29 protein-coding genes and 1 riboswitch are annotated in these 25,767 nt (G+C 65.9%); of the genes, 14 read left to right on the plus strand and 15 right to left on the minus strand.

Annotated features, from left to right (window positions below):
- Positions 1–19 precede the first annotated feature (19 nt).
- The 6 genes from QUE25_RS01970 to rpmF all read right to left on the minus strand — a co-directional run bounded on the left by QUE25_RS01970 (position 20) and on the right by rpmF (position 6,446).
- On the minus strand, positions 20–370 hold the full coding sequence (locus QUE25_RS01970) for a hypothetical protein (RefSeq protein WP_286267066.1): 351 nt from the start codon (positions 368–370) through the stop codon (positions 20–22).
- Between the two features lie 127 nt (positions 371–497).
- A complete protein-coding gene (gene smc, locus QUE25_RS01975) occupies positions 498–4,055 on the minus strand; it encodes a chromosome segregation protein SMC (protein WP_286267068.1) in 3,558 nt (1,185 codons plus the stop codon).
- Between the two features lies 1 nt (position 4,056).
- Complete coding sequence (locus QUE25_RS01980) at positions 4,057–4,632, minus strand: GtrA family protein (RefSeq protein ID WP_286267070.1); 576 nt, start codon at positions 4,630–4,632, stop codon at positions 4,057–4,059.
- Positions 4,633–4,643: 11 nt separating this feature from the next.
- Positions 4,644–5,510 (minus strand): bifunctional DNA-formamidopyrimidine glycosylase/DNA-(apurinic or apyrimidinic site) lyase, encoded by an 867-nt coding sequence (mutM, locus tag QUE25_RS01985; RefSeq protein ID WP_286267072.1) that lies wholly within the window; start codon positions 5,508–5,510, stop codon positions 4,644–4,646.
- On the minus strand, positions 5,503–6,246 hold the full coding sequence (gene rnc / locus QUE25_RS01990; RefSeq protein ID WP_286267074.1) for a ribonuclease III: 744 nt from the start codon (positions 6,244–6,246) through the stop codon (positions 5,503–5,505). The genes mutM and rnc overlap by 8 nt, the downstream gene beginning before the upstream one ends.
- An 8-nt stretch (positions 6,247–6,254) precedes the next feature.
- On the minus strand, positions 6,255–6,446 hold the full coding sequence (gene rpmF, locus QUE25_RS01995) for a 50S ribosomal protein L32 (protein WP_286267077.1): 192 nt from the start codon (positions 6,444–6,446) through the stop codon (positions 6,255–6,257).
- 425 nt (positions 6,447–6,871) lie between these two features.
- Between rpmF and QUE25_RS02000 the strand changes: the two genes are divergently transcribed.
- From QUE25_RS02000 to QUE25_RS02020, 5 genes are read left to right on the plus strand one after another with little or no spacing between them, the layout of a single operon-like run.
- Entirely contained in the window at positions 6,872–7,342 is a 471-nt protein-coding gene (locus QUE25_RS02000) for a TlpA family protein disulfide reductase (RefSeq protein ID WP_286267079.1), read from the plus strand.
- On the plus strand, positions 7,329–7,808 hold the full coding sequence (locus QUE25_RS02005; protein WP_286267081.1) for a DUF4395 domain-containing protein: 480 nt from the start codon (positions 7,329–7,331) through the stop codon (positions 7,806–7,808). Before QUE25_RS02000 ends, QUE25_RS02005 begins: the two co-directional genes overlap by 14 nt.
- Positions 7,809–7,839: 31 nt before the next feature.
- Positions 7,840–8,307: a pyridoxal-phosphate dependent enzyme gene (locus tag QUE25_RS02010; RefSeq protein ID WP_286267082.1), complete on the plus strand. Its 468-nt coding sequence runs from the start codon at positions 7,840–7,842 to the stop codon at positions 8,305–8,307.
- Positions 8,283–8,906 carry a 5-oxoprolinase subunit C family protein gene (locus QUE25_RS02015; protein WP_286267084.1) on the plus strand — a complete coding sequence of 208 codons (624 nt, stop codon included), beginning with the start codon at positions 8,283–8,285 and terminating at the stop codon, positions 8,904–8,906. Before QUE25_RS02010 ends, QUE25_RS02015 begins: the two co-directional genes overlap by 25 nt.
- 12 nt (positions 8,907–8,918) lie before the next feature.
- The gene (locus QUE25_RS02020) at positions 8,919–9,686 is read left to right on the plus strand and encodes an SDR family oxidoreductase (protein ID WP_286267086.1); all 768 of its coding nucleotides are present in this window, start codon (positions 8,919–8,921) and stop codon (positions 9,684–9,686) included.
- 192 nt (positions 9,687–9,878) lie between these two features.
- On the opposite strand, the gene QUE25_RS02025 is transcribed toward QUE25_RS02020, so the two are convergent.
- The 3 genes from QUE25_RS02025 to rsmD form a co-directional block, all read right to left on the minus strand.
- Positions 9,879–10,415, minus strand: a complete 537-nt coding sequence (locus QUE25_RS02025; RefSeq protein WP_286267088.1) for a YceD family protein — start codon at positions 10,413–10,415, stop codon at positions 9,879–9,881.
- A 162-nt stretch (positions 10,416–10,577) separates the two neighbouring features.
- On the minus strand, positions 10,578–11,075 hold the full coding sequence (coaD, locus tag QUE25_RS02030; RefSeq protein WP_286267090.1) for a pantetheine-phosphate adenylyltransferase: 498 nt from the start codon (positions 11,073–11,075) through the stop codon (positions 10,578–10,580).
- A complete protein-coding gene (gene rsmD / locus QUE25_RS02035) occupies positions 11,072–11,680 on the minus strand; it encodes a 16S rRNA (guanine(966)-N(2))-methyltransferase RsmD (RefSeq protein WP_286267091.1) in 609 nt (202 codons plus the stop codon). Before rsmD ends, coaD begins: the two co-directional genes overlap by 4 nt.
- A gap of 140 nt (positions 11,681–11,820) precedes the next feature.
- Between rsmD and QUE25_RS02040 the strand changes: the two genes are divergently transcribed.
- Genes QUE25_RS02040 through QUE25_RS02050 form a run of 3 tightly spaced genes read left to right on the plus strand, consistent with a single transcriptional unit; the run spans position 11,821 to position 14,273 of the window.
- On the plus strand, positions 11,821–12,246 hold the full coding sequence (locus QUE25_RS02040) for a pyridoxamine 5'-phosphate oxidase family protein (protein ID WP_286267093.1): 426 nt from the start codon (positions 11,821–11,823) through the stop codon (positions 12,244–12,246).
- Between the two features lie 6 nt (positions 12,247–12,252).
- Entirely contained in the window at positions 12,253–13,080 is an 828-nt protein-coding gene (locus QUE25_RS02045; protein WP_286267095.1) for a sugar phosphate isomerase/epimerase family protein, read from the plus strand.
- Between the two features lie 11 nt (positions 13,081–13,091).
- Positions 13,092–14,273, plus strand: coding sequence for a Gfo/Idh/MocA family protein (locus QUE25_RS02050; RefSeq protein WP_286267097.1), 1,182 nt, complete (start codon positions 13,092–13,094; stop codon positions 14,271–14,273).
- A gap of 57 nt (positions 14,274–14,330) precedes the next feature.
- Here the strand turns inward: QUE25_RS02050 and QUE25_RS02055 are convergent, their stop codons facing one another.
- The 4 genes from QUE25_RS02055 to QUE25_RS02070 all read right to left on the minus strand — a co-directional run bounded on the left by QUE25_RS02055 (position 14,331) and on the right by QUE25_RS02070 (position 19,333).
- Positions 14,331–14,855 (minus strand): pyridoxamine 5'-phosphate oxidase family protein, encoded by a 525-nt coding sequence (locus QUE25_RS02055; RefSeq protein WP_286267099.1) that lies wholly within the window; start codon positions 14,853–14,855, stop codon positions 14,331–14,333.
- Positions 14,856–14,930: 75 nt separating this feature from the next.
- Complete coding sequence (locus QUE25_RS02060; RefSeq protein WP_286268467.1) at positions 14,931–17,141, minus strand: ATP-dependent DNA helicase RecG; 2,211 nt, start codon at positions 17,139–17,141, stop codon at positions 14,931–14,933.
- Between the two features lie 149 nt (positions 17,142–17,290).
- A complete protein-coding gene (gene rpmB / locus QUE25_RS02065; RefSeq protein ID WP_286267101.1) occupies positions 17,291–17,476 on the minus strand; it encodes a 50S ribosomal protein L28 in 186 nt (61 codons plus the stop codon).
- A gap of 168 nt (positions 17,477–17,644) precedes the next feature.
- Positions 17,645–19,333: a ribonuclease J gene (locus QUE25_RS02070; protein WP_286267103.1), complete on the minus strand. Its 1,689-nt coding sequence runs from the start codon at positions 19,331–19,333 to the stop codon at positions 17,645–17,647.
- A 111-nt stretch (positions 19,334–19,444) separates the two neighbouring features.
- Positions 19,445–19,560: riboswitch (cobalamin riboswitch) on the plus strand.
- Positions 19,561–19,653: 93 nt separating this feature from the next.
- Here QUE25_RS02070 and QUE25_RS02075 point away from each other — a divergent pair.
- The 4 genes from QUE25_RS02075 to QUE25_RS02090 are packed head-to-tail and all read left to right on the plus strand — an operon-like array spanning position 19,654 to position 23,053.
- On the plus strand, positions 19,654–20,622 hold the full coding sequence (locus tag QUE25_RS02075) for an ABC transporter substrate-binding protein (RefSeq protein WP_286267105.1): 969 nt from the start codon (positions 19,654–19,656) through the stop codon (positions 20,620–20,622).
- A complete protein-coding gene (locus QUE25_RS02080) occupies positions 20,619–21,716 on the plus strand; it encodes a FecCD family ABC transporter permease (protein ID WP_286267106.1) in 1,098 nt (365 codons plus the stop codon). Before QUE25_RS02075 ends, QUE25_RS02080 begins: the two co-directional genes overlap by 4 nt.
- Complete coding sequence (locus QUE25_RS02085; protein ID WP_286267108.1) at positions 21,713–22,492, plus strand: ABC transporter ATP-binding protein; 780 nt, start codon at positions 21,713–21,715, stop codon at positions 22,490–22,492. Before QUE25_RS02080 ends, QUE25_RS02085 begins: the two co-directional genes overlap by 4 nt.
- Positions 22,493–22,516: 24 nt before the next feature.
- Entirely contained in the window at positions 22,517–23,053 is a 537-nt protein-coding gene (locus QUE25_RS02090) for a GNAT family N-acetyltransferase (protein ID WP_286267110.1), read from the plus strand.
- A 27-nt stretch (positions 23,054–23,080) separates the two neighbouring features.
- Here the strand turns inward: QUE25_RS02090 and QUE25_RS02095 are convergent, their stop codons facing one another.
- Both QUE25_RS02095 and dapB read right to left on the minus strand, forming a co-directional pair.
- A complete protein-coding gene (locus QUE25_RS02095; RefSeq protein ID WP_286267112.1) occupies positions 23,081–23,776 on the minus strand; it encodes an LmeA family phospholipid-binding protein in 696 nt (231 codons plus the stop codon).
- A 24-nt stretch (positions 23,777–23,800) separates the two neighbouring features.
- The gene (gene dapB / locus QUE25_RS02100; protein ID WP_286267114.1) at positions 23,801–24,541 is read right to left on the minus strand and encodes a 4-hydroxy-tetrahydrodipicolinate reductase; all 741 of its coding nucleotides are present in this window, start codon (positions 24,539–24,541) and stop codon (positions 23,801–23,803) included.
- 92 nt (positions 24,542–24,633) lie between these two features.
- Here dapB and QUE25_RS02105 point away from each other — a divergent pair, with 92 nt between their 5' ends.
- Positions 24,634–25,092: a hypothetical protein gene (locus QUE25_RS02105; protein ID WP_286267116.1), complete on the plus strand. Its 459-nt coding sequence runs from the start codon at positions 24,634–24,636 to the stop codon at positions 25,090–25,092.
- Positions 25,050–25,703: a DUF222 domain-containing protein gene (locus tag QUE25_RS02110; RefSeq protein WP_286267118.1), complete on the plus strand. Its 654-nt coding sequence runs from the start codon at positions 25,050–25,052 to the stop codon at positions 25,701–25,703. Before QUE25_RS02105 ends, QUE25_RS02110 begins: the two co-directional genes overlap by 43 nt.
- Positions 25,704–25,767 lie beyond the last annotated feature (64 nt).

Genomic DNA, 25,767 nt, shown 5'->3' on the forward strand with positions numbered 1-25,767 from the left:
CGCCGCCCCGACACCCAGATCAGGCGGCCAGATGCCGTCCTTCTTGCGGCTCGTCATCGCCCTCGGTCGCCGCGGCGAGAGGCTCCTGAACGGGGGGTTCGTTGGCCGCGACGACCTGCTGTTCCGCAGGATCGGCATGGTGCGGCTCCGGCTGAACTGCGGAGGCAACAGCGGCCTGAGGCGTCAACGCAGTCGCGATCGCCGCCGGTGGCTGGGCCTCCCCGTTGAGATGACGAAGTACTCTGCGCAGCCTGGCAGCCAATTGGGTCTGATCACCCCCGGCGCGTCCGGCAGCGTCCACTGCCACCAGGAAGAGGACGGCCAAGCCGAAAATGACGACAAGGAACAACATCACGAAGAAGACAGCCATTGCGAGCCTCCGGTGCAACTGGGAAGAGGAAGGTCCACCCTCAGTGTGGGCCACACCGCGCACATTGACGCTGCCGCCACGCCGGACGCACACCTTCACGCGACCGAAGTCACAGCATCGGTGCGGCTCAGCGTTCGCTGAGCCGCTGGGAGATCACCGTGGATACTCCATCACCGCGCATCGTGACACCGTAGAGCGCGTCGGCGATCTCCATCGTGCGTTTCTGATGAGTGATCACCAGTAACTGCGAGTTCTCCCGGAGCTCTTCGTAGATCGACAGCAGGCGGCTCAGGTTGATGTCGTCGAGCGCGGCCTCGACCTCATCGAGGATGTAGAACGGGCTCGGTCGCGCGATGAACAAGCTGATCAGGAACCCGACGGCCACCAGTGAGCGTTCGCCGCCGGACAGCAGGGATAGCCGCCGGATCTTCTTGCCTGCCGGGCGAGCTTCGACCTCGATACCGGTAGCGAGCATGTCGGACGGATCGGTCAGCACCAGGCGTCCCTCGCCACCGGGAAAAAGCCTACTGAAGACTTCGGAGAAGGTCTTGGCCACATCGTCGTAGGCCGCCGCGAACACCTCCTGAACCCGCTTGTCGACCTGGTCGATGATGTCGAGCAGGTCTTTGCGTGTCTTCTTCAAGTCGTCCAGCTGCTCGGCAAGGAACTGGTGACGTTCGTTCATCGCCTCGAACTCTTCGAGTGCCAGCGGATTGACCTTGCCGAGCGCATCCAGGTTGCGTTGTGCTGCCCGCAGCCGGGCTTCCTGCTTCGCCCGGACGAAGGGCACCGGTTCGGGAAGATCGTCGTCCTCGGGGTCGATTGCGCTGCCGTCCGGGTTGACCAGCACCGGAATCAGCTGATCGGGACCGTACTCGTCGACCAGCACGTCAGCCTCCAGACCGAGTTCGGTGAGCGCACGCTCGGTGAGACGTTCCAGCTGCATGGTGAGTTCGATGCGGGCCATCTGATCGCGGTGCTCGCCTTCAACCAGCGTTTCGAGTTGCTTCGCGCTGGCGCGGGCGGCGGCGCGGTGATGGCCGAGCGCGGCCTCAGCCTCCTGTCGTGCCACCTCAACCGCCTGCCGTTCGGCACCGGCAGCAGCCTTGGCCAGCTGGACCCGGGCCGCCAGCCACTGCGCGCCCTGGAAGACGGCGCCGGCGGCGGCGGCTTCGCGCCGAAGCTGATCAGCTCTGGCCTGGGCCTGCTGCCTGGCCAAGCGCTCGGCCTGCGCGGCGCGGTGCAGGGAGTCTGCACGTCCGGCCAGCGAGCGGGCCCGCTCCTCGGCCGTGCGCAAGGCCAGCCTGGCTTGCATCTCGGTCTCGCGGGCCTGACGGGCGAGGCCCGCCAGCCGATCACGCTGTGCGGCGTCCGGCTCGGCCAGATCGTGCTCGCTACCGGCGGCAGCCAGCCGGTCTTCGAGTTCGGCCAGTTTCTCCCGATTGGACGCCTGATTACGTCCGGCCTGCTCGATCGCGGCCTGCAACCTGGCAGCGTCAGCACGCGCGCCACGCCCGGCCTGCCCCAGCGTGCTCAGCTGTTCGGTCAACGCCGACATCTGAGCGTCCGATTCATTCAGCTGCTCAGCAGCGATTGCGGTCTGCTGCTCGGCCTGCCGCAGGCGTTCATTCGCGGCAGACAGCGCAAACCGAATCTGTTCGGTCTCGTGGCGGGCCGCGTCGAACTGGGTCTGGGCTTCGTCGATACGGGCCTGTACCTCGATCACCGAGGGTTGCGCGCTCGACCCACCACTGGCGAACCACGATGTCACCAGATCGCCCTCGGCGGTAGCAGCCCGCACCTGCGGAAGCGCACTCACCAGCGCCCGGGCCGCCTCCAGATCGGGCACCAGCGCCACTTTGTCGAGCAACTGCCACAGTCCGGGCACGATCCGGGGATCAGCCTGGATCGCATCAACCGCCCAGCCGATCCCGTCGGGCAGCTCAGGCCATTCTGCAGGGTTCTGGCCAGGGGCATCGCCGAGCAGCAGGCCCGCCCGGCCGAGGTCTTCGGTCTTCAGCCGGTCGAACGTGTCGAGAGCCGTGACCAGATCGGTCACCACCAGCGCCTCGGTCGCCGTCCCCAGCGCAGCCGAGACAGCCTGCTGCCAGGCGGGATCGACCTTGACCATGCCCGACAACGAGCCGAGCAAACCATCCGCCAGCTCTCCTGCGAGCAGCGCGCCGGACGCATCACGGCGCTGCAGGCCCAGCTTCAGGGCGTCGATACGAGCGGCCAGCGTGGCACACAACCGTTCCGCGTCCTGCTCGCGGCTGCGCAACGCCGAGATCTCCTCGCTCACCGCCGCCTGGGCGGCAGCCGCCGATTCGTATCGTTCGTCCAGACCAAGTTCGCCGTCGCTCACCCCGCCAAGACGCATCTCCAGGAGGGCGTACTGGTGTTCGGCATCCTCTGCGCGAGCGAGGGCCTCGGCGAGCCGCGCCTGCAGCCGCGCCTCCTCTTCACCGAGGGTCTGCAGCCGGGACTGCAGCGAGTTGACCTGCCCGGTGAGTCTGGCCAGGCCCTCGCGGCGGTCGGCGACCGCCCGCAATTGCGCTGCATAGCTGCGAGCCTCAGCGGCTTCGGCTAGCTCAGCCTCCTCGCGGCGGCTGGTGGCCGCTGCCAGTACCTGCTCGGCTGCCGCCACCTGCTCGACCAGTTCGGCCTCTTGTTCGCCGATCTTGACAGCCTCTTGTTCGAGCGCGTCGGGATCTCGTCCACTGGTCGTGGCCGGCTGGGCGTCGCCGTGCCGCATCCGTTCGGCAGCGACCTGCTGCGTGCTGGTCACTCGTTCGGCCAGTGCGGCCAGCGCATACCAGTTCTCCTGAGCCTGTGCGAGCCTGGGCTTGAGTTCGTCGAGTGCCAGCTCCGCAGCCCGTTCGGCTTCGTGCGCAGCTGCCAGCTGTGCCTCGGCTGCCTGCTTGCGGGCCTGCAACTCGAGTTCGGCTGCCTGATCGCCGGCCAGCGCCAGGCGTGCCTGGGTGAGGTCGTCGGCCAGCAGTCTGGCCTTGGCGTCGCGGAGTTCGGCTTGGACGGTGGCGGCCTTGCGGGCAACCGCCGCCTGGCGTCCCAGCGGTTTGAGCTGACGGCGGATTTCGGCGATCAGATCGGTGAGCCTGGCCAGGTTGGCCTGGGTCGATTCGAGCTTGCGGACGGCTTTGTCCTTGCGGCGACGGTGTTTGAGCACGCCGGCGGCCTCTTCGATGAATCCGCGGCGGGCTTCGGGGGTGGCCTGCAAGATCTGGTCGAGTTGGCCCTGCCCGACGATGACGTGCATCTCCCGGCCCATGCCCGTGTCGCTGAGCAGCTCCTGGACGTCCAGCAGTCTCGCGGCGTGGCCGTTTATTGCGTACTCGGAACCGCCGCTGCGGAAAAGTGTGCGGCTGATAGTGACCTCGGTGTAGTCGATCGGCAGTACACCGTCGGTGTTGTCGATTGTCAGCGACACTTCGGCGCGGCCGAGGGGTGCGCGTCCGGAGGTGCCCGCGAAGATGACGTCCTCCATCTTTGCGCCACGCAACGACTTGGCGCCCTGCTCGCCCATGACCCAGGCCAGCGCGTCCACCACATTCGATTTTCCCGAACCGTTGGGCCCCACGATGGCGGTGATGCCGGGCTCGAAGTTCAGGCTCGTCGCCGAGGCGAACGACTTGAATCCCTTCAGAGTCAGGCCCTTGAGGTACACCTCACACGACCTCGTGTTCCGAGGGCTCGGACGCGGGCTCCGGTTTGGCGTCCTTGACCGCCCGGAAGGTCCATACCTTGTTGATCAGGTAGTTGATGGGCATGGTGAGCACAATAGTGAACAGCTGCGCCCAGTAAGCACGGGCGCGCAAGCCTTCGTGGTCATTGAAGATCGGGCTGGGCAGGTAGACCGGCGATGTGGGGTTGGTGAGCGCCACCTTGATCAGCGCACCGATCGCGGCCGCGACCGCGCCGACCAGGAAGAACGGCCAGAACTCTGCCCACCAACTACGCGTCTGGGCCCGCTTGAACGTCCACGAGCGGTTGAGTTGGAAGTTCCAGGTGTTGGCCACGATGAAAGCGACGATCCACACCAAGACGGTGAAACGGAACGCGAACCGTCCGGGCAGGTCGATGATGACAGCGTTGTCGTTGCCGACACCCCCGTGGAGCTGGGTCATGATGTACGTCACGATGAGGTTCACCACGATGCCGGATCCGCCGACGATGCCGAACTTGATGAACTGGACCGCGGTGGACAGCAATCGTGACCGCGAGGGTTGGGGTTCTTCGCTCATGAGCACACAACCTATCGCGCGTGTTCGGCAGATGACATGGGTGGACGCCGCTGACACCGCGGGCAGCGATAGCTCGACCGGCTCATGAACGGCTCCCGGATGATGGTCGTAGCGCAGCGGGGGCAGGGCTGGCCGGCGCGGCCGTAGACCTGGAGACTGCGGCTGAAGTAGCCGGAGTTCCCGTTGACATGGACGTAGAGGGCGTCGAAGCTGGTGCCGCCCTGGTCGAGGGATTCGAGCATGACGAGCTTGGCGGCGTTCAGTAGCTCGACGGCTTTGCGCTGGCTGAGACCCTCGGTCGCACGGTTGTAGTGCAGCCGGGCACGCCACAGCGATTCGTCCGCGTAGATATTGCCGACGCCGCTGACCATGGTTTGGTCGAGCAGCGCCCGCTTCACCGTGCTGCGGCGCGCTCGCAGGAACGCCGCAACCCGGTCGGGATCGAAACCGTCATCGAACGGATCGAGGGCGATGTGCTGGATCTGCCGCGGCAGCTCGGCGCCGCCCGGCGCGAGCTGCAACCCGCCGAACATGCGCTGGTCGACGAATCGGAGTTGCGGACCACCGTCGGTGAAGTCGAACAGCACCCGTGTATTGGGCAGCAGCGGTGCGTCCGCATCGTCGATGCGGAACTGGCCGCTCATGCCCAGATGGACGAGCAGCGCATCGGTGTCGTCCAAGGGCAGCCAGAGGTACTTCCCGCGGCGACGGGCAACACCGACCCGGCGTCCAACAAGATCGGAGGCGAAGGCGTCCGGACCGGACAGGTGATAGCGCACCGGCCTGGGGTGCAGAACACGCACCGCACCGATCGTGCGGCCGCCGACCGATGAGGCGAGCCCGGCGCGGACCACCTCGACTTCGGGCAGTTCAGGCATCGCCGCCGGCGGGCCCGGCCGACGCGGGTTCGGCCGTCAGTGCCTTGTAGGCGGCGGCGGCTGCCTCCTGCTCGGCGTGCTTCTTGTTGTGGCCCTTGCCGGGCCCGAAGCGGCGATCACCGAAGACCGCCCACGCCGCGAAGCGCTTGTCGTGGTCGGGACCGGATTCTTCGATGTCGAAGACGGTCGGGCCCAGTCCCAAGGACGCGGCGACTTCTTGCAGCGAGGTCTTCCAGTCGAGGCCCGCGCCCAGCGTGGCAGCGTGATCGACCAACGGGTCGAAGATGTGATGGACCAGCCTCTCGGCCGCCTCACGGCCACCGGAGAGGAAAACGGCCCCGATCAGCGCCTCGGTGGTGTCGGCCAAGATCGAGCTCTTGTCCGAACCGCCGGTGCTGATCTCACCCTTGCCGAGCTTGATCATCGGCCCGATGTTCAGCTTGCGGGCGACCATCGCCAAACTGACCGCGCTGACCACGCTGGCGCGCAGCTTGGCCAGCTGGCCCTCGGCGTGGTCGGGATAGCTGCGGTAGAGGTACTCGGTGACGATGACCCCGAGCACCGAGTCGCCGAGGAACTCCAGACGCTCATTGGTCGGAATCTGGCCGTGCTCATAGGCATACGAGCGGTGTGTCAACGCAAGATCGAGGAGGTCGGCGTCCAATGGGACGTCAAGCTCCTCGATCAGCGATAAGAATGGCAGCGACGCGGCACTGCCGCCGTTATCGGCGCGCACTCGGCAGGTCAGCCCTCAAGAACCTGACGGCGGTCGCCGCGGGGACCGTACTGGCCGCACGACGGGCAGGCGGTGTGCGGCAGGTGCTGCGCACGGCAGGCCGGGTTGGCACAGGTCACGGTCTGCACCGCGGTCGTCTTCCACTGGGACCGACGAGACCGCGTGTTGCTGCGGGACATCTTCCGCTTCGGAACAGCCACGGTGTTTCTCCTTCAATCGTTGTGCCCCCGATGCCGGAGGCTGCCCATCGTGGGCAAAGTACAGTGGCATCCGTGAGGACGCACGCCTGCACACTTTACTCCGCCGGGAGTAGCCGATGCAAAAGGCAACCAAACCTCCGTGTCTCACTACCTGAGACGCCCCCCACGGCCGAATTGATCGCGGTGCTTGAGCACTGTACTGTCCCTGCCATGACTGAGCAGCAGGTCTTCATGCCGACGACCACGAAGGCCGTCTTCATGCCCTGTTGTCGAATGCGCTGAAACCGTAGCCCCAAGACCGGACACCAGCAGCCTCCCGCGATCTGACCTCACCTCGATGAGGTCGTTTTCGCATATCCACAACTGACCGGGCCGGCTGTCCACATTCACGTTCCGCGCATCAGATCCTCCCGAGGGAGACGTCCATGTCAGTCGCCGCAGCCTTCGCCGTACTCGCCGGCCTGATCGCCGTGAGCCTGGCGCTCGCCGCCGTGCTCGCCCGCACCAGGGGCCGGGGACGAGTCGTCCGGCCGAGCCGAGCCGGCTCGCTGCCCGAGCTGCCGATCGCCGACGCCGAGCTGGGTGACACTGCAACCTTCGTCCAATTCGGGATGCAGTCCTGCGCACCCTGCCGGGCGACGGCTCGCCGGATCCAGGCATTTGCGGCCGAGAACTCCGGCGTTCGCCACATCGAGTTCGACATCTCACAACATCCCGACCTTGCCAGCAAGCTCAAGATCGTGAGTGCCCCCACCACCTTCCTGCTCGACTCCCACGGGAACATCCGGGTCCGCATCAGCGGACTGCCACACCCGGATGAACTCGTCCACCACGTCGAGTCCCTCGCACCGGCCAATGACACCAACCAGCCAGGAGCCGTCGATGTCCACGCCTGAAACCGCTGTCCCCACCCATAAGCCCAAGCAGATCGATCCGCGCGGGCCACGCGTCGCCGCCGCATTCACCAGCATCCTGCTCGCGGTCACCATCGTGGTGGCCCTCACGGGTCAGAACGTCGCGGCGCTGATCCTGCTCGCCGTGATCGTGGTGCTGTTCGCTCTGGGCGCCGCCGGGTCGCCCGCCTACCCCTGGAGCCTGGTCTTCACGAAGCTCATCCGGCCCCGCCTGGCACCACCGGCCCAGACCGAAGACGCCGCCCCGCCGCGTTTCGCGCTGCTGGTCGGGTTGATCATCACCGGCATCGGACTGATCGGAGGTCTGGCCGGCATCCAGCTGGCCGTTCCGATCGCCGCCGGCTTCGCGTTCGTCGCCGCTTTCCTCAACGCATCCATCGGATTCTGCCTCGGCTGCGAGATCTACGGCCTCATCGTCCGCATCCGAACCGCCTCCTCCCGAGACTGACCGAATCACCATCACCTAGGAGCCCGCACCTATGCCCAGCCGCCTCGCGTCCCGAACGCTCAGACCAGTCGCGACCCTGCATCCTCTGTTCGCAGCGATCGGCAACACTCCCCTAGTCGAACTCAGCCGCATCGGCGGGCTGCCTCACGGAGTCCGGCTGTTCGCCAAGGCGGAGTTCATGAACCCGGGCGGGTCGATCAAGGATCGTGCCGCGGCCGCGATGGTGCTGGACGGGATCGAACGCGGTCTGCTGCGTCTGCCCTCGCCCGACGAGCCGCAGCAGCAGCTGCCCACGATCATTGATGCGACCAGCGGGAACACCGGAATCGCGTTGGCCATGATCGGTGCGGCGCTGGGCATCGGCACCACCTTGGTGATGCCCGAGAACACCAGCCCGGAACGCAAGGCGACCATGCGGAACCTCGGGGCGACAGTCATCGACACGGCCTGCTGGGCAGCTGCGCACCCGACACGGTGCTCGGCTTCGGCCTGCGGCTGAACGACGGCGACGAGATCGATCTGGTGCGGCAGGTGCGATCCGTGGCCAATCCCTGCCTCGGCGTGCCCTTCTTCAGGATTCCGGTCCAGATATCCCGGCTGCCCGGCCAGGTCGTTATCGATGTGGTCGATGGGCCCGATATCAGCGAGTTCGGCGACACCGCGGACCGCATCTTCGAGGCCCCCTATGTCGTCGGTGTCCAGAGCAACCACGTCGGACTGCGGCTCGGTGGGCCGATGCCCGTCCGGCAGACCACCGCTGAGGTGCTGTCCCGCGGCGTTCCCGTCGGAGCCGTCGAGGCCCCGGCCGGCGATCAGCTGCTCGTCCTGCACCGCGGGCGTGGCGTGACCGCCGGTTATCCGGTGCTGTCAGTGGTCACCGAACCCGGTCTGGACCTGATGGCGCAACTGCGTCCCGGTGACCAGATGAGCTTCCGTCGGGTGAGCCTGGCGCGGGCCACCCAGAACGCGCGGCAGCGCCGGGCGCAGATCGACCGCCTGCAGAATACCGTCGGCCAGGCCTTCGAGGCCCTCGGCCTGTTCGACAACGCCAGCGGCGATCCGCGCTGGTCGGCCACTCCCACAAGTAACAACCGATGAAGGAGAACACGCATGCCCTATAACGATTACCGCACAGCGCTGGTCACCGGAGCCTCGACGGGCATGGGAGAGGCCATCACCCGTTGCTTGGTTGCCCATGACATCACCGTTCACGCCGTGGCGAGAAACGAGAGCAGCCTGCAGAAGCTGGCCGCCGAGCTGGGGGTCATCCCGCACGCACTCGATCTGCGCGACCTCGACGCCGTCGCTGAGCAGCTGTCGGGCCTGGAGATCGACATTCTGGTCAACTGCGCCGGGGTGTCTCGTCCGGGCAATGTCCTGGATTCCAGCGCTGACGACCTGGATGCGCTGGTCGACGTGAACCTGCGCGCGATATTGCAGCTGGCCAGGATCCTCGTGCCGGGGATGGTCGAGCGCGACCTCGGCCATGTCATCAACATCAGTTCGATCGCCGGCATCTACAACTTCTACGGGCACACCGCCTACCATGCGACGAAGGCTGCCGTGCATCAGCTCAGCCGCCAGCTGCGCAACGATACGGTCGGACGCCGCATCCGGGTGACCGAGATCTGCCCCGGCCGCGTCGAGACCGAGATCTTCGGACGCAATATGGGCGGCACTCCCGAGGCCCTGCAAGAGGCGTGGGAGACCTACTACGAGGGCTATGAGTCGCTCACCACCGCGGACATCGTCTCGGCCGTCGATTTCGCGATCGCCGCGCCGCGCCATATGAACGTCTCGATGATGGAGATCCTGCCCACCTTCCAGGTGCCCGGGGGCCTGGTCTTCGACCGCCGGGAGGAACCCGCCGGCGAATGACGGCTGCCGACGCTGCCGTCACCATCGCCAGCTGATTGCCGCAGCCCCGGCTGATTGCGGCATCCCCAACCCAAACGCTCGCCGTAAGTAGGTTCGCTCGCGTTCCACGCGAACCCACACTTGCGGCGAGCGTTCTTGTACGGACGGCCAACGTCTTGTCGTGATGGCAAGCGTTCTGGGCTGGGCGGGGCGTCAGTCGGCCTTGAAAAGTTCCAGGCCCTCCCAGCGGGGATCGATCTGTTCGCCGTGGTTGTGCTCGGGATCATCATTCAGATTGAAACCGCAGATGGGGCACAGTCCCAGGCAGTCCTCACGGCACAACGGCGTGAAGGGCAATTCGAGGACGATCGCATCGCGCATCGGCGGATCGAGATCGATGTATTCGTCCACGACGAACAGGGCATCCTCTTCGGCGTCGCGGCCCGGGTAGTAGTAGAGCTCCTGCAGGTCGAAGTCCCGCTCCTCGCGCACCTCGCCCAGGCAGCGGGAGCATTCCCCCACCAGCTCGGCGCTCACCACGCCGGTCGCCAGCACGCCCTCGCTCACCGACTCCAACCGCAGGTCGACATCGACGGGGCTGCCTTCCGGCACTCCGATCATTTCGATTCCCACGTTCGCCGGAGCCGGGATCTCGCGATGGAATTCCTTCAGTTCACCGGGGCGGCGGACCAGCTCATGGATGCTGATGACCCACGGCGACCGCAGATCAAGGGTCTGGTGCTCGTTCACGCGGCCAGCCTATAGCGCCGCACGAATCGTCAAAACGCCATCCGCACGGCGTGGGCTCAGGGCGTAACAAGCGAATCGACGGCCCGCTGTCGCCTCGGGGCCCGGCAGTTCCAGGTCACAGAGGGTGCCCGAGGCGGACCCACCACGCGCAGACCTGTCGGCTCAGCGACCAACCTTGGCGAGTACCGCGCGGTTGACTGCGTCAGTCACGAAGGCGCTGATGTCGGCACCGTTGTGGGCGACCTCGCGCAGCATGGAGCTGGAGACCGTGCCGAACTCGCGCCCGGCCGGCAGCAGCACCGTCTCGATCCCCGACAGTTGCCGGTTGAGCTGCGACATCTGCAGTTCATAGTCGAAATCGGAGCCGAACCGGACGCCCTTGACGATGACCTTGGCGCCCTGCTTCTTGCAGAAATCGACCAACAGCCCTTCGATCGGCGCCACCCGCACATTGTCCATATCGGCCACCGCGTCAGCGGTCAACGCCAGCCGCTCGTCGAAGTCGAACATGTAATTCTTCGTGGTATTGAGTCCGACCGCCACAATCACTTCGGAGAAGACACTCGCGGCGCGATGGATGATGTCCAGATGTCCGCGGGTGATGGGGTCGAATGATCCGGGACATACGGCACGAACCGGTACGGCATCGCTGGTGGTCATTGGCCCTCCTCAACGGACACTGGTGCGGGACGTGCGAAGTACAGTTCTGTCTCACCGTAGTGCCGCGACCAGCGATCAGCCAGTTCCGGCGGCCAGGCCGGAGCCGGATCGCGGCGGGCGCGCTCCACCACAACCAGCCCGTCGCGGGCCAGCCAACCATCGGCGAGCCGGGAGAGCACCTCGTCCAACTCGCGGCCTGCCAACGCGTAGGGAGGATCGAGCCAGATCACATCGAATGGTGCCGCCGGAGGCACCCCGAGGAACGCACCGACGTCGGAGGCGCGCACGCTGACCCGGTCGGCCAACTTCGTGGCGGCAGCATTACGCCTGATGATCTCGACCGCCGGCCGGAAGCTGTCGACCAGCACGACGTCGCGCGCACCACGGCTGGCTGCTTCCAGACCGATCGCGCCGGAACCTGCGTACAGATCGAGCAGCCGGATGCCCGCCAATTGCTGATCGGCCGGTGCCCCGCTGCCCCCGGCCCAGGTCGCCAGCGCAGAGAAGAACGCCTCCCGCACGCGGTCGGTCGTGGGACGCGTGCGCTCCCCCGGTGGCACTCGCAACGGATTGCCGCGAGCCGAGCCGGCGATGATCCTGGTCACCGCGCCAGCTTATCGATCACTACCCGCCATCCCGCGGACTCGACCATGTGCACCGGCCGCCTGAACCATTTGCCCCTGAGCGAACACCCCGGCGGTCGTTCTTTGTGACAGCGCAGGCGCGGGTGCGGTTGAATGGATCTATGTCTGACAACAACAGCCCGGTGACCATCATTCCGGAAGAATCCTGCTGGGGATACCTCGCCTCGCAAGAGGTCGGGCGGCTCGGTGTGAGCTCCCACGACGTGCCTGAGATCTTCCCGATCAACTACTACGTCGACGGCGAATCGGTCATTTTCCGGTCGGCCGAGGGCAGCAAGATGGACCTGCTCGCGCTCAACAAGAATGTCGTCTTCGAGGTCGATGGCTGGACCGATGAGGGCGGTTGGAGCGTCATGGTGAAGGGCATCGCCGAACGCATCACCGACGAGGACGAACTCGCCAGGGCTCGCAAGGCTCCTCTGCTGCCGTGGATTCCCACCGTGAAGACGATCTTCGTGCGGGTCACCCCGACGATCGGCATCAGCGGACGCCATTTCGTCTTCGGCCCCGAACCAAAGCAGGCCTGATCAGCGTTGTGGACCATCAGCGGCTTCGCCGATGAAGTAGCAGATGACTTCGCAGCGCAGCTCGAATTTCTCAATCAACGAGGTATCCGGTTCACCGAATTGCGTAGTGCCTGGGGCGTGCGGGTCTGTGACCTGAACGACACCCAGGTGCACCGCATCAAACAGATGTTGGACGACAGCGGTATCGCGGTAAGCGCGCTGGGCACAGATCTGGGAAAGATCCGACTGGACGACGATTTCGGCGCGCAGCTGGATCGCGCTCGCCGGGCCGCAGATATCGCGTGGTACCTGGAGACCTCGGACGTGCGCGGTTTCTCGTTTTTCATGGACGGTGACGACGACCCGCAGGCCTGCCGCGATGAGGTGATCGACCGGATCGGCCAGCTGGTAGCCATCCTCGATGAGGCGCAGATCCGCTATCTGCATGAGAACGAGTCCGATGTCTGGGGTGCCACCCCGCAGCGCTGCGCCGACCTGGCGTCCCAGATGCCCCGGCTGGGCTTCGGACTGATCCTGGACCCGGCCAACTACGTACAGGCGAACGTGCGTCCATATTCTGATGCCTACCCGGTCGTGCAGCAGGCCACCCGCTATGTTCATGTCAAGGACGCCCATCTGTCCGATGGGACGATCTGTGTCGCCGGCGAAGGCGATGGGCAGTGGCCAGAATTGCTCGCTGCTCTGAAGAACGACGGATACGACGGATTTCTGTCGGTAGAACCACATTTGGCCAGGCAGGAAGCCTTCGGAGGCTTCAGCGGGGCCGATGCCTGGACGCGGGCGCACGAGTCCTTGATCCGGCTGCTCAGCGCAGCGGATGTTCCCTATTCGTAGAAAGAGTGAGAATGAACGACCAAGTTCGCCTGGGTGTGGTGGGTGTCGGCGTCCAAGGCCGGCTGTATGCCGAGTTGGTTTCAACCGGACGGGCGCCGTCGCTACGGTTGAGCGCACTGTGCAGCGCCAACCCGAAGAGCAGATCACACCAGGATCACGCCGCCACCGCTGCCGGGCTGGGTGTGCCGCTGTTCACCGACTACATCGAGATGCTCGACTCGGGTGAGGTGGACGCTGTGGTGATCACCGTCCCGCACTTCGAGCATCCACGATTTGCCGCCGAGGCCATCGAACGAGGCGTGCATGTGCTGCTGGAGAAGCCAGCGGGCATCTACGGCAAGCAGGTGACCCGGATGCTCGACGTTGCTGCCGAGCATCCGCAGACCACCTTGGCGATGATGTTCAACCAGCGCGCCAACCCGCTGTTCGTAGATCTGAAATCCATGATCGACTCCGGTGAGTTCGGGGCGCTGCGGCGGACCTCCTGGCTGCTGACGCACTGGTGGCGCCCGGATGCCTACTATGCCTCCTCATCGTGGCGGGCGAGCTGGGGCGGCGAGGGCGGTGGCGTGCTGGTGAATCAGGCGCCCCACCAGCTCGACCTGTGGCAGTGGCTGTGCGGAGCACCGTTGCGCTGCTTCGCCAGGCTCCGGTTCGGTTTCCGCCGCGACATCCCGGCCGAGGACGAGGTGAGTGCCTCGCTGGAGTTCCCGGGCGAGGCGTCCGGCGTCTTCGTGACCTGCACGAACGACCTGGTGGGCACCGATCGGCTGGAGTTGAGCTTCGACAAGGCGCGGGTGCTCGTCGAGGACAGCCTGCGGATGACGATTCACCGCTTCGTCGATGACGAGCGCGAGATCGCCCGCAGCATTTCTGCCGAGGACGCCGCACTGGTGCCTTCCGGCGCCTTCGATCGGTCGGTCTTCTTCAGCAGCGAGACCCGGGAATACACCAGTGCCTGGGGTGAGCAGCATTCGCTGCTGCTCGACAACTTCGGCAAGCACATTCTCGACGGCACGCCGCTGATCGCCCCCGCCGAGGAAGGGCTCACCAGCGTCCGGCTGGCCAATGCGATGCACCTGTCGGCATGGACCGGGCAGGACATCGATCTGACGACCTTCGACGACGATCTCTACCTGGCCGAGCTGAACAAGCTGATCGAGGCCGAGGGACGCTTCCCGACGCGCGCATAGGCCGGTCACCCGATTGCGCAGCCGGGCCCGCATGGGGTGTCGCGTTCGTGGCTGGAATCAGATCGTGAAGAGTTCGTCGGCCGTGGCGGTGTTCTCTTTGGCCGTCACGAGATCGGGAGTGATCCGGAAGACTGCGACCGGGTTTCCGCCGGTGCCCGAGCGGTAGCGCTCGATCATCCGGGCGGTGATGGTGCTGCGGTAATAGCCCGGCGTCAACTTGTCGACCAGCGCCTGCAAAGCGTCGGCCGCCTCCGCCGGATCGGTGACCTGTTGCGCAGTCCCGAAGACCATCACGCACAGGTAGGCGGTGTCGGCGTGGCAGGCCACGCGGGCGGTCACCGTCCCGTGCTCCACGAAGACCGTGAAGCCGACCTTGGGCGCCTGTTGCAGCAACTCGCCTTTGCGGCCCGAACCCACGCCGTGGAAGTACACGGCATCGTTATGCCAGACGTAGTTCACCGGCACCGGGTACGGATAGTCATCGGTGTGCAGGCCGAGCACCCCCACGCGCTGGGTGCGCAGGAAGTCGGTGATGCGCTCCTGGTCGTGGCAGGCGCGTTGGGTGTAGGCGATCTGGGTCATCGGTCTCCTCGGTATCGCTCGGTGGGCCGGATGCGGGCTGTGGCCGTTATACCAGACGGTGTCCGCGCCGAGCTGCTAGGACCGCTCCAGGAAGTCGGCATCGGCCCGCAACTCGGTTTCGGTGACCAGATCGGCCAGCCAGTCGCTGGACTTGTCCGGATCACGCCCGACCAGCATCTCGGCGATCTCGCGGGATTCGGCGAGCATCTCGGCATCGTCCAGCACTCGCAGCAGCTTCAGGGTGGTGCGGCCACCGGCCTGGGAGGCACCCAGCACATCGCCCTCGCGGCGCTGTTCCAGGTCGACCTCTGCCAGTTCGAACCCATCACGGGTGGCCGCCACGGCTGCCAGACGCTGATCGGCCGGGGTCGTGCCATCGGTGTAGGTGACCAGCAGGCAGACCCCGGGAAAGGCGCCGCGGCCCACTCGTCCACGCAGCTGATGCAGCTGGCTGATGCCGAAATGGTCGGCGTCCATGATCACCATCATGGACGCGTTGGGCACGTCCACACCGACCTCGATGACGGTGGTGGCCACCAGCACATCGAGCTCACCGGCAGCGAACGCCGCCATTACTGAGTCCTTCTCACCTGCCGCAAGCCGGCCGTGCAGCACTCCGATCCGCAGCCCCTGCAGCGGCCCGTCCGCCAGATAGCCCGACAGCTCCTCGACGCTCGGATTGGGCAGGTCGCCGGGGACGACCTCGTCATTCGCGCTGATCCGCGGGCAGACGACGAAGACCTGGCGTCCGATCGCCACCTCCTCGCCGATCCGCTGCCACGCTCGCTCCAGCCACGCGGGACGTACCAGGGCATGGACGATCGTCGTCTGCACATCCTGACGTCCGGCAGGTATCTCGCGCAGCGTGGAGACCTCCAGATCCCCGAAGACGGTCATCGCGATCGAGCGCGGAATCGGGGTCGCAGTCATCACCAGCAGGTGCGGCATCAGTTCGGCCCTGCCCTGCAGCACCGCACGCTGCTCGACACCGAAACGGTGCTGCTCATCGATCACGATCAGTCCGAGATCGGCGAACGACACCGTCTCCGACAACAACGCATGGGTACCCACGACGATGCCTGCCCCGCCACCGGCGATGGCGTCCAACGCGGCCCGACGCTGCGCAGCGCCCTGCGAGCCCGTCAGTAAGACAATCTCAGTAGCGTTCTCCGGTGCACCCAGCACCTGCCCTGCGCCCAGGTCGCCCAGCAGGGACCGCAGCGACTCGAAGTGCTGGCCTGCCAGTACCTCCGTCGGCGCCAGTAGGACGGCCTGGCGTCCGGAATCGACCTCGGCGAGCATGGCCCGCAAGGCCACGACCGTCTTGCCGGAGCCGACCTCTCCCTGCAGCAGCCGCTGCATCGGACGCGTCCGCGCCATGTCCGCGAAAATCTCCTCGCTCACCTCCACCTGACCGGCGGTCAGCACGAAGGGCAGCCGCTGGTCGAAAGCGGCGAGCAGGCCATCGTCAGATGGCAGCACCGGGGCCGCGGTATGGCCGGCAGCATCCGCCCGGCGGTAGGCCATGGTCACCTGCAAGGCCAGCGCCTCATCGAACTTGAGCCGGTCGACTCCGCGCTCGGCCGCCTCGATCGAGTCCGGACGATGAATCGACCGGTAGGCCTCGTACAGCTGTGGCAGCCCGAGCCGAGAGCGCAGCTCGGCGGGCATCGGATCATCGATCCCCTTCACGATGTCGAGCACAAGATCGGCGCATTCCGCGATCTGCCAGGTGGGCATCTTGCTGGTCGCCGGATAGATGCCCACCAATCCGGAGCGGCTCACCTGATGGGCCATCGACGTCTTCGCCTGATCGGCGCGGCCCACGATGTTGCCCTGCGCATCGAGCATCACGAAGTTCGGGTGGCTCATCTGCATCTGATAGTTGAAGGCTCCGACCTTACCGACGAAGATCCCTTTGACCCCCTTGCTGAGCTGCGCCTGCCAGAACTTCGTGTAGCGGTCCTTGCCGAAGAAGGTTGCCCTCAAGAAGCCGGTGCCGTCGGTGAGCTTGACCTCCAGCCGGCCGCGACCGTTCGGAGTATGTGCGGGATAGGCGATCATCTCGGCCACCTTCGCGACCAGAGCGACATCCTCCCCCGGCTCCAAGCCACCCAGTTCGGTGGTCTCGGTGCCCGAGAGGTAGCGCCGGGGCAGGTGGCCCATCAGATCGGCCACCGTGACCAGCTTGAGGGCAGCAAGCGCCTTGCTGGTCGGAGCACCCAGCACCTCGGCCAATGGCGTGGCCAGCTGCCGGAAAGCCTCGGTGCGCCACGGCCCGCTCACTCGCCGCCCGCTGGGTGCGCGTGAGGTCTGCTGTGCGGATGCCCTCTTTTCAGCCACCTCAGCAGACTACCGGCGCCGACCGACACTCAACGGCAAGCAAAATGCCCGCTGTCCGACAGGACAACGGGCATCGAGCGGAAAAGGCAGCGTCAGCGAGTGACGCGGCCGGCCTTCAGGCAGCCGGTGCACACATTCAGGCGCTGGGGAGCACCATTCACGACTGCACGCACCCGCTGGATGTTCGGGTTCCAGCGCCGGTTGGTCTTCTTCTTCGACCAGGGGACGTTGTGCCCGAAGCCTGGGCCCTTACCGCAAACCTCACACACGGCAGCCATGGGAGCACTCCTCGTTCTGGATAACGTTCTGTTTCTTTCGCAGCGCGCCGTCGAGACGCAACCACGCAAGCTTAGCCAATGGATGGTGACACTGCCAAATCTGCTCGGCAGGCGCCGTCAGGCGACCGCAGCCCGCGCCGCCGCCGCCACGACCGCGACGAATGCAGATCAGACCGCGATCACCACGGGCACGATCATCGGACGCTTGCGGTAGGTGCGCGAGACCCAGCGTCCGATCACCCGGCGCACCAGCTGCTGCAGCCGATGCGGATCGTCCACGCCTTCTTCCAGGGCATCGTTCAGCGCACCCCGGATGTCCTCGGTGATGGAATCGAAGATCGTCGGATCCTCCAGGAACCCCCGGGCGTTGATATCGGGTCCGGCGACGATGGTCTGGGAGCGCAGATCGACGGCCGCGATGACCGAGATGAAGCCTTCCTCACCGAGAATCCGGCGGTCGGTCAGCGAAGTCTCGGTGACATCGCCAACGGTCGTGCCGTCGACGAAGATATAGGACGCATCCACCCGCCCGGTGCGCCTGGCAATGCCATCAGCCAGGTCGATGACATCGCCGTCTTCGGCCACGATCGTGTGATCGGCGGGGATACCAGTCGCCTGAGCAAGCTTGGCATTGGCCACCAGGTGCCGGGCTTCGCCATGAACCGGCAACGCATTGCGCGGCTTGACGACGTTGTAGGTGTAGAGCAGTTCACCTGCGCTGGCGTGCCCCGAGGTGTGGACGAGCGCATTGCCCTTGTGCACCACCGTCACGCCCAGCCTGGTCAGCCCGTTGATCACCCGGTAGACCGCGTTCTCGTTACCCGGAATCAGCGAGGACGCCAGCAGCACCGTGTCGCCGGAGCCGACCTGGACGATCGGGTGTTCCCGATTGGCCATCCGCGCCAGAGCCGAGAGCGGCTCACCCTGCGAACCGGTCGAGATGACCACCACCTGGTCTTCGGGGTATTGCTCGATGTCGTTCAGCTCGATCAGCGTGCCGCCGGGCACCTTCAGGTAGCCGAGTTCTTGCGCAGTGGTCATATTGCGAACCATGGAGCGCCCGACATAGACCACCTTGCGGCCATGCCGCACGGCCAGATTGAGGATCTGCTGCACACGGTGCACGTGCGAGGCGAAGCAGGCCACCACGAGTTTCTGGGGAGCCTGGCCGAAGACCCGCTCCAGTGCGGGCTCGATGTCCTTCTCGGGAAGGGTGAAGCCGGCCACATCGGCGTTGGTGGAGTCGGCCATCAGCAGGTCGACCCCCCGCTCATCACTGGACAGCCGCGCGAACCCGCGCAGGTCAGTGATCCGCTTGTCGAGCGGCAGCTGATCCATCTTGAAGTCGCCGGTATGCAACACCACGCCGGCGCTGGTCTTGATCGCGACGGCCAGCGCATCCGGGATCGAATGGTTGACCGCGAAGAACTCCAGCTCGAACGGGCCGGCGACCACCGTGTCACCCTCGACCACCTGGTGATACATGGCGGTATCGCGCAGCCGGTGTTCGCGCAGCTTGCCGTCCACGAACGCCAAGGTCAGCTTGCTGCCGTAAAGCGGGATGTCCTGGCGGCGGCGCAGCAGGTAGGGCACCGCGCCGATGTGATCCTCGTGGCCGTGGGTGAGCACGAGGCCGACGATGTCGTCCAGCCGATCGTCGAGGTAATCCAGCCCGGGCAGGATCAGATCGACGCCGGGCTGGTCGTCCTCGGGGAACAGGACCCCACAGTCCACCACCAGCAGTTTGCCGTTGATCTCGAAGACGGTCATGTTTCGGCCGATGTCGCCGAGCCCACCGAGTGGGATGATGCGCAAGGTGTCGGGGGCCAGCCTGGGCGGCGTCTGAAGTGCACTCATATCGCGGCAATCCTAACCGGACGCCCCCCTCGTTCCTGCATTCCGGCGCGAATTGACAGTGCAACAGAAGGCGGATTCTGCCGCCGATGATAAACTGAAGCTGCTTTCACGCCCGTGAAAGTGTCGTGGGTCGCAGTGAAATCCGGTGAGAGTCCGGTGCTGTGCCGCAACTGTGAAGCCGATACTTTCGGACAAGCCAGGACATCTGTCCACGACCACGTTCTGTTCCTCGGACGAAGGACGGTTCGTGCGTCAGGGTCTCGCCCACCCGGCTCGCCCGACTGCCTCGTCCTCCGTCAGAAACCGGAGGATTTCCCACTGTGACTCATTCTTCTTCTGCGCGATCACCGCGTGCCATCGTGGGCGCGCTGCTGCTCGCGGCGATGCTGGCGGCGTGTGGAGCGCCGAACGATTCGGCCTCGTCCCAGCCCGCCCAAAGCCCCGGCGCGTCCGGATTCCCCGTCGACGTGGTCAGCGGTGCCACCGGGTCGACCGACACGATTACTGTCGACCAGCGTCCGGAGGCGATCGTCTCGCTCAGCCCCACGGCGACCGAGTCGCTGTTCGCCATCGACGCCGGCGCCCAGGTCGTCGCTGTGGACGAGCAGTCGAACTATCCCGCCGAGGCTCCCGTCACGCAGCTGTCGGGATACACGCCCAACGTCGAGGCGATCCTCAACTACTCCCCCGATCTGGTCATCACGGCGATGCCCGATCCCGACACCGTCGCCAGTCTGGCAGCCGCGGGCGTCCCCACTCTGGCGTTGCCCCCTGCGAGCACCCTGGACGAGGCCTACGATCAGCTCGCCCGTCTCGGCCAGGCCACCGGCAATACCGATCAGGCCGCAGCACTCGTGGCGGACATGAAGTCCCGGATCGAACAGGCCGTGTCTGCCGCTCCCGACCTGAGCGGTGTCAGCTACTTCCACGAGTTGGACCCAACGTTGTACACCGTGTCCAGCAGCAGTTTCATCGGCGAGATCTACGGGCTGTTCGGCATGAAGAGCATCGCGGACGCCGCCCCGGGCGGTGACGCATTCCCCCAGCTGTCCGAGGAGTTCGTGGTCGATGCCAACCCCGATGTGATCCTGCTTGCGGACGCCCAATGCTGTGGGGTCACTCCCGAATCGGTCGCCCAGCGTCCCGGCTGGGCCGAGGTGCGCGCCGTCCAGCAGAACCAGGTCTTCGTCCTGAACGCCGATATCGTCAGCCGCTGGGGTCCGCGCGTCGTCGACTTCGTTGAGTCCATCTCCTCCTACGCATCCCAGCTGAATCTCGAACACGCATGACCACCACGCGTACCGCAGGAACGGTGACGGGCACGATGCCCAGCACCGCTCCTGCGGTCGTGCCAAGCGCCCCACGCCGGGCTCGGCGGGCCCTGCGCTGGGTGCTCGCCGTCGTCGTCCTGCTGGCAGCTCTGCTTGCCGGCGCCCTGGTTGGGCCGGCCGGGCTGACTCCGGCAAGCGTGCTGGCCGAATTGGCCAACGCACTGCCCGGCGTCGACATCGATTCCGGGCTGACGACTCAGCAGCAGGCCATCTTGTGGCAGATCCGACTTCCCCGGGTGATACTCGGCAGCATCGTCGGCGCCACGCTGGCCGTTTCGGGCGCCGCCTACCAGGGCGTCTTCCGCAACCCACTCGCTGACCCCTACCTGCTGGGTGTTTCGGCCGGTGCCGGGCTGGGCGCCACCATCGCGATCACCGCCGGTGGCGGCATCGGCGCATTCGGCGTGCCGGCATTCGCCTTTGCGGGTGGCCTGCTGGCCGTCGGCGCCACCTATGCGCTGGGCGCAACGGTCGGCGGCGGGCGAACCTCGACGGTCATCATCTTGGCCGGTGTGGCAGTGGCGGCCTTCTTCAGTGCCATTCAGACCTTCGTCCAGCAGCGATTCGACGATTCGCTGCTCGCCGTCTACACCTGGATCCTCGGCCGTCTCAGCACCAACGGCTGGTCGGATATCGTCACGATCGCGCCCTACGTCGTGCTCAGCTGGGTCGTCTTGCTGTTGCATCGCCGGGTCCTGGACGTTCTGGCGCTCGGCGACGTCGAGGCCGCCAGCCTGGGCATCAATGTCCCCCGGGTGCGGCTCGTTCTCGTCCTCACTGCGACCTTGGGCACCACCGCAGTCGTCTCGGTGAGCGGCCTGATCGGCTTCGTCGGAATCGTGGTCCCGCACGCGATGCGGCTGATCTTCGGCAGCTCATATCGGCTGCTGCTGCCGCTGTCGATGCTGTTCGGCGCGGCATTCCTGGTACTGACCGACGTCGCGGCCCGCAGCCTGATCGCACCCGCCGAGTTGCCCATCGGCGTGGTGACGGCTCTGCTGGGCGCACCTTTCTTCCTGGTCGTGCTGCGCCGCGGAAGGGCGATCTCGTGAGCATCCTGGAATGCCGCGACCTGTGCATCACCCGCGGCCAGGCGCAGGTGGTGAGCGACCTGACGCTGAGCGTCCGGCAAGGGGAATGGCTGGCGGTGGTCGGCCCCAACGGTGCGGGCAAGACCTCGCTGCTGCATGCGATCGCCGGTCTCATCCCCTTGTCCGGCGAACTCCGGCTGGCCGGGCAAAATCCGGCGACGCTCACTCGCCGCCAATACGCGCGTATCGTCGCGCTGATGCCTCAACAGCCGGCCGTGCCTGCGGGTATGAGCGTCCGCGAACTGATCGCATTGGGACGCACTCCCTTTCTGCACCGCTTCGGCACCGAGTCGTCCGACGACCGGCGGGCCGTGGACACCGAGATCATTCGGCTGGGCTTGACCGAGTTCGCCGATCGGCCGGTCGATCAGCTGTCGGGAGGGGAACTGCAGCGAGTGATCCTTGCCCGGGCCTTGGTTCAAGAACCCCGGCTGCTGCTGTTGGACGAGCCCACCAGCGCCTTGGACATCGGTCATCAGCAGACCGTCCTGGAACTGGTGGATCAGCTGCGCCGAGAGCGCGGGATCACCGTGCTCGCCGCCATGCACGACCTCACACTGGCCGCGCAGTATGCCGACCAGATGCTGCTGGTGGAGCGGGGACGCCTGGTCGACAGCGGTCGGCCCAGCGATGTGCTTCAGTCGGTTCAGCTCAATCGCACCTATGGCGCCAGAGTCGAGGTACTGGCGCGCGACAGCGGGCCGGCGGTCATCCCGGTCCGCCCCAACCGGGCCTGAGACGACAGCTCCTAGGATGGCGGGGTGACTCATGAATTGCACCCCGACAGCGTCCGGCTGGCGATGCCTGCTGAGGCCCTCGGTATCGTCGAGGTCCAGCGGGCTTGGCTGGCCGGCCAACCCCGGTTGGCCGCCGTCTTGGATGAGCTGGACGCCGAAACGATGGCCCAGGCCTGGGTCAGCGCGATTCTGCGTCCACCGCTGGCCACCTATCGGGTGCTGGTCGCGCTCGACCAGTCGAACGCGATCGTCGGTTTCGCTGCCGTGGGGCCCAGCGATGATCCCGATGCCGAACCGACCGATGCAGTGGTCGCCCAGTTCTGCATCCACCCCGATGCGCTGGGCCAGGGTCACGAGGACCGACTGATGCACGCGATCGCCGACACGCTACGGGCCGATGGCTTCGCGCGGGCGACCTGGTGGGCGAACGCCGATGATGACTCGACCCGTGAGCTGCTGGACGCGTCCGGCTGGGCACCCGATGGCGCTCATCAAGAGATCGGCGACGAGGACGATCACGTTCGCATCAAACAGGTGCGACTGCACACCGCACTGGTCTAGTCGTCTCTGGTTCGCCGGTGTGCCCGCTCACATGAAATCGCCGACCGCCACGTTCTGGCCGGTCAGCCGCACGCTGATGGTATCTGCACCGATGCTGAGGCCCTGATAACTCAGCCCGGCTGGGGTGGGCAGCTGCAGGTCCGGGGCCAGCTGGTCGAGAGCCAGCTGAACGATGGTGGACGGCAGCGGCAGGGTGTAGTCGGCCAGCGCGACGCTGGGATTGTCGAGCACCAGGGCACCGTCGGCCTGCAGCGACAGTTCGGCCTGAAGCTCGATCGGGATGACTCTTTGCATGATCTCCACCGAGGTTTTCGCCGAAATGCGGTCATCGTGCACGCGACTTATCGGGAAGCCGAGCAGCACGCTCAGTTGATTCCAGGTGATGGAGGCTGTGGCGTCCAACCGTTCTGCATTGGCCCGACCGAGGTCGTCGATCGGACTCAGCCCGGTCACCGCGATGTCGACGCGTTCGACGGTCGCCTTCCTGGCCTCGTTGGCGACTTCTGCGTCCACCACGCTCACCTGAGCGTCCGGCAGCCTCTTGGTGAGGCCGACCAGGGCAAACGGCCAGCCGCCCAGCCGGACATCCGCAGCTCCGCCGTGCTGGCTCTCGATCTGCTGACCGATCTGGCTCTCGACGTGAATGCGCAGCAGTTGGTCGCCACCGATGACGGCGGCAGCAAGAGCGACCACCACCACAACCGCGATCCAGGACCTTTTCATGTGCGGTACCCGACCAGCGCTGGGTCAGGCGATGCCGAGAAGATCGTCGATGCCGATGGTCAGGCCGGGACGCTTCCCCACGGCCCGTACCGCGCCCAGCACACCCGGCATGTAGCTGCTGCGGTGGAAGGAGTCATCTCGAATGGTGAGCATCTCGCCGGGATTGCCGAAGACGACTTCCTCGTGCGCGAACAGGCCCTGCAACCGCACCGAATGCACGTGGACTCCGTCGACGACGGCGCCGCGGGCACCGTCCAGCTCCTTGACGGTGGCGTCGGGCATCGGCGGGCAATCGGCATCGGCCCGCGCTCCGGCGATCACGTTCGCGGTGGTGATCGCGGTGCCCGAGGGGGCATCCACCTTGCGAGGATGATGCAGCTCGATGACCTCGACGGATTCGAAGAACGGGGCAGCCTTCGCCGCGAAGTGCATCAGCAGCACTGCGGCGATGGAGAAGTTGGACGCGATGAGTACGTTGACACCCGGCTTGGCGGCCAGCCAGCCGCGCACCTCGTCATATTTGGCGGGGCTGAAGCCGGTGGTGCCGACGACAGCATTGATGCCATGATCGATGCACCATTTGATGTTGTCCATCACGGCATCGGGGTGAGTGAAATCGATCACGACCTGCGCTTTTTCGACCTCGGTGCGATCATCGCCGGCATCGACACCCGCCACCAGCTGCAGGTCGACAGCTTCGTCGACGGCCTTGCAGATCTCTCGCCCCATGCGCCCCTTGGCTCCGAAAACCGCCACCTTGATCATCTGCTGCTCACCTCTCGCGTTCGTGTGAGTCCAGACTAGAGGATCGGCCCCCAGGTCTTGTATTCGTACGTTTGTTCGATTAAACTGGTGTCATGGAAGACCCCACCTGCGACCCCAGAAACCTGGTCCCGCCCGCGAGCAGCACCGAGGCGTTCAAAGCCCTCGATCATGCGCATCAGCAGTTGATCGCTGCTGAGATAGCCGAACTGATCACGATCACCCACGCCGCCGACCTGTGGAGAATCGATGATGATGCCGTCTGTGAGGGCATCGAGCGGCTCATGCAACCCGGACACGACGGTACGCCGAAGGTCGGCGAGTTCCTCGCCTTGGAAGTTGGCGCCCTGCTGGGCATGTCACCTCAATCCGCCCTTTTCCACATCGGTGATGCCCTCGATCTGCGCCACCGGCATCCGGCGCTATGGACTGCTGTGCTGGCGGGCAAGGTGCGGGTATGGCAGGCAATGAAGATCTGCCGGGAGGCTGCGCACCTGTCCGCTGCAGCTGTGTGGCAGAACTCGACAAGACGGTCGCCAACGGGCTGTCGATGATGCCACTCCCGAGGATCATGGCGGCGCTGCCCGGCTGGATCACCGCAGCCGATGAAGACCTGGCTCGCAAGCGAGCCGCGGCCCAACGGCAAAGCCGCAAGGTTCAGGTCTCCCGAATCGAGGACGGACATGTGACGATCTGGGGCAAGGTCGACCCCGCCGACGGGATCGCCTTCGATCGTGCGCTGACCGGAATCGCCAAGACCCTGCCGACCCAGCCCGATCCGCTGTTCGGCAGCGACTTGGATCGTCGTCGCGCCGCTGCCGTCGGAATCCTGGCGAGACAAGCCTTCGGTCAGGACGCGCTGCCCAGCCACACCCTGGTCGTCCACATCAATGCCGACGATCCCGCGCTCAGCCCGGCCATCAGCACCTCTGAGAATGCGCGGGCTGCCACCGAGAACACCGGAACGCCTGCGCCGGCCACCGGCGTCGCGCGGGTCGAAGGTTGGGGACCATTGCTGACCGAGCGACTCCCCCAGTTCCTGGCGGAGTCGAATGTCATTGTGAAGCCGATCCTGGATCCCGGGCAGCTGCAAGCATCGGACTGCTACGAGACTCCCGATCGGATGAGGTTCGCAATCGAACAGCGCAATCGCGTCCAGCGGTAGGGAGAAGCGGCGGCCCGCAAGCGCAATGCCTGCGGGCCGCCGTTCGGTAACTCAGAGGAAGCGA

Origin of the sequence: Brooklawnia propionicigenes (assembly GCF_030297015.1) — a bacterium.
Taxonomy (GTDB): Bacteria; Actinomycetota; Actinomycetes; order Propionibacteriales; family Propionibacteriaceae; genus Brooklawnia; species Brooklawnia propionicigenes.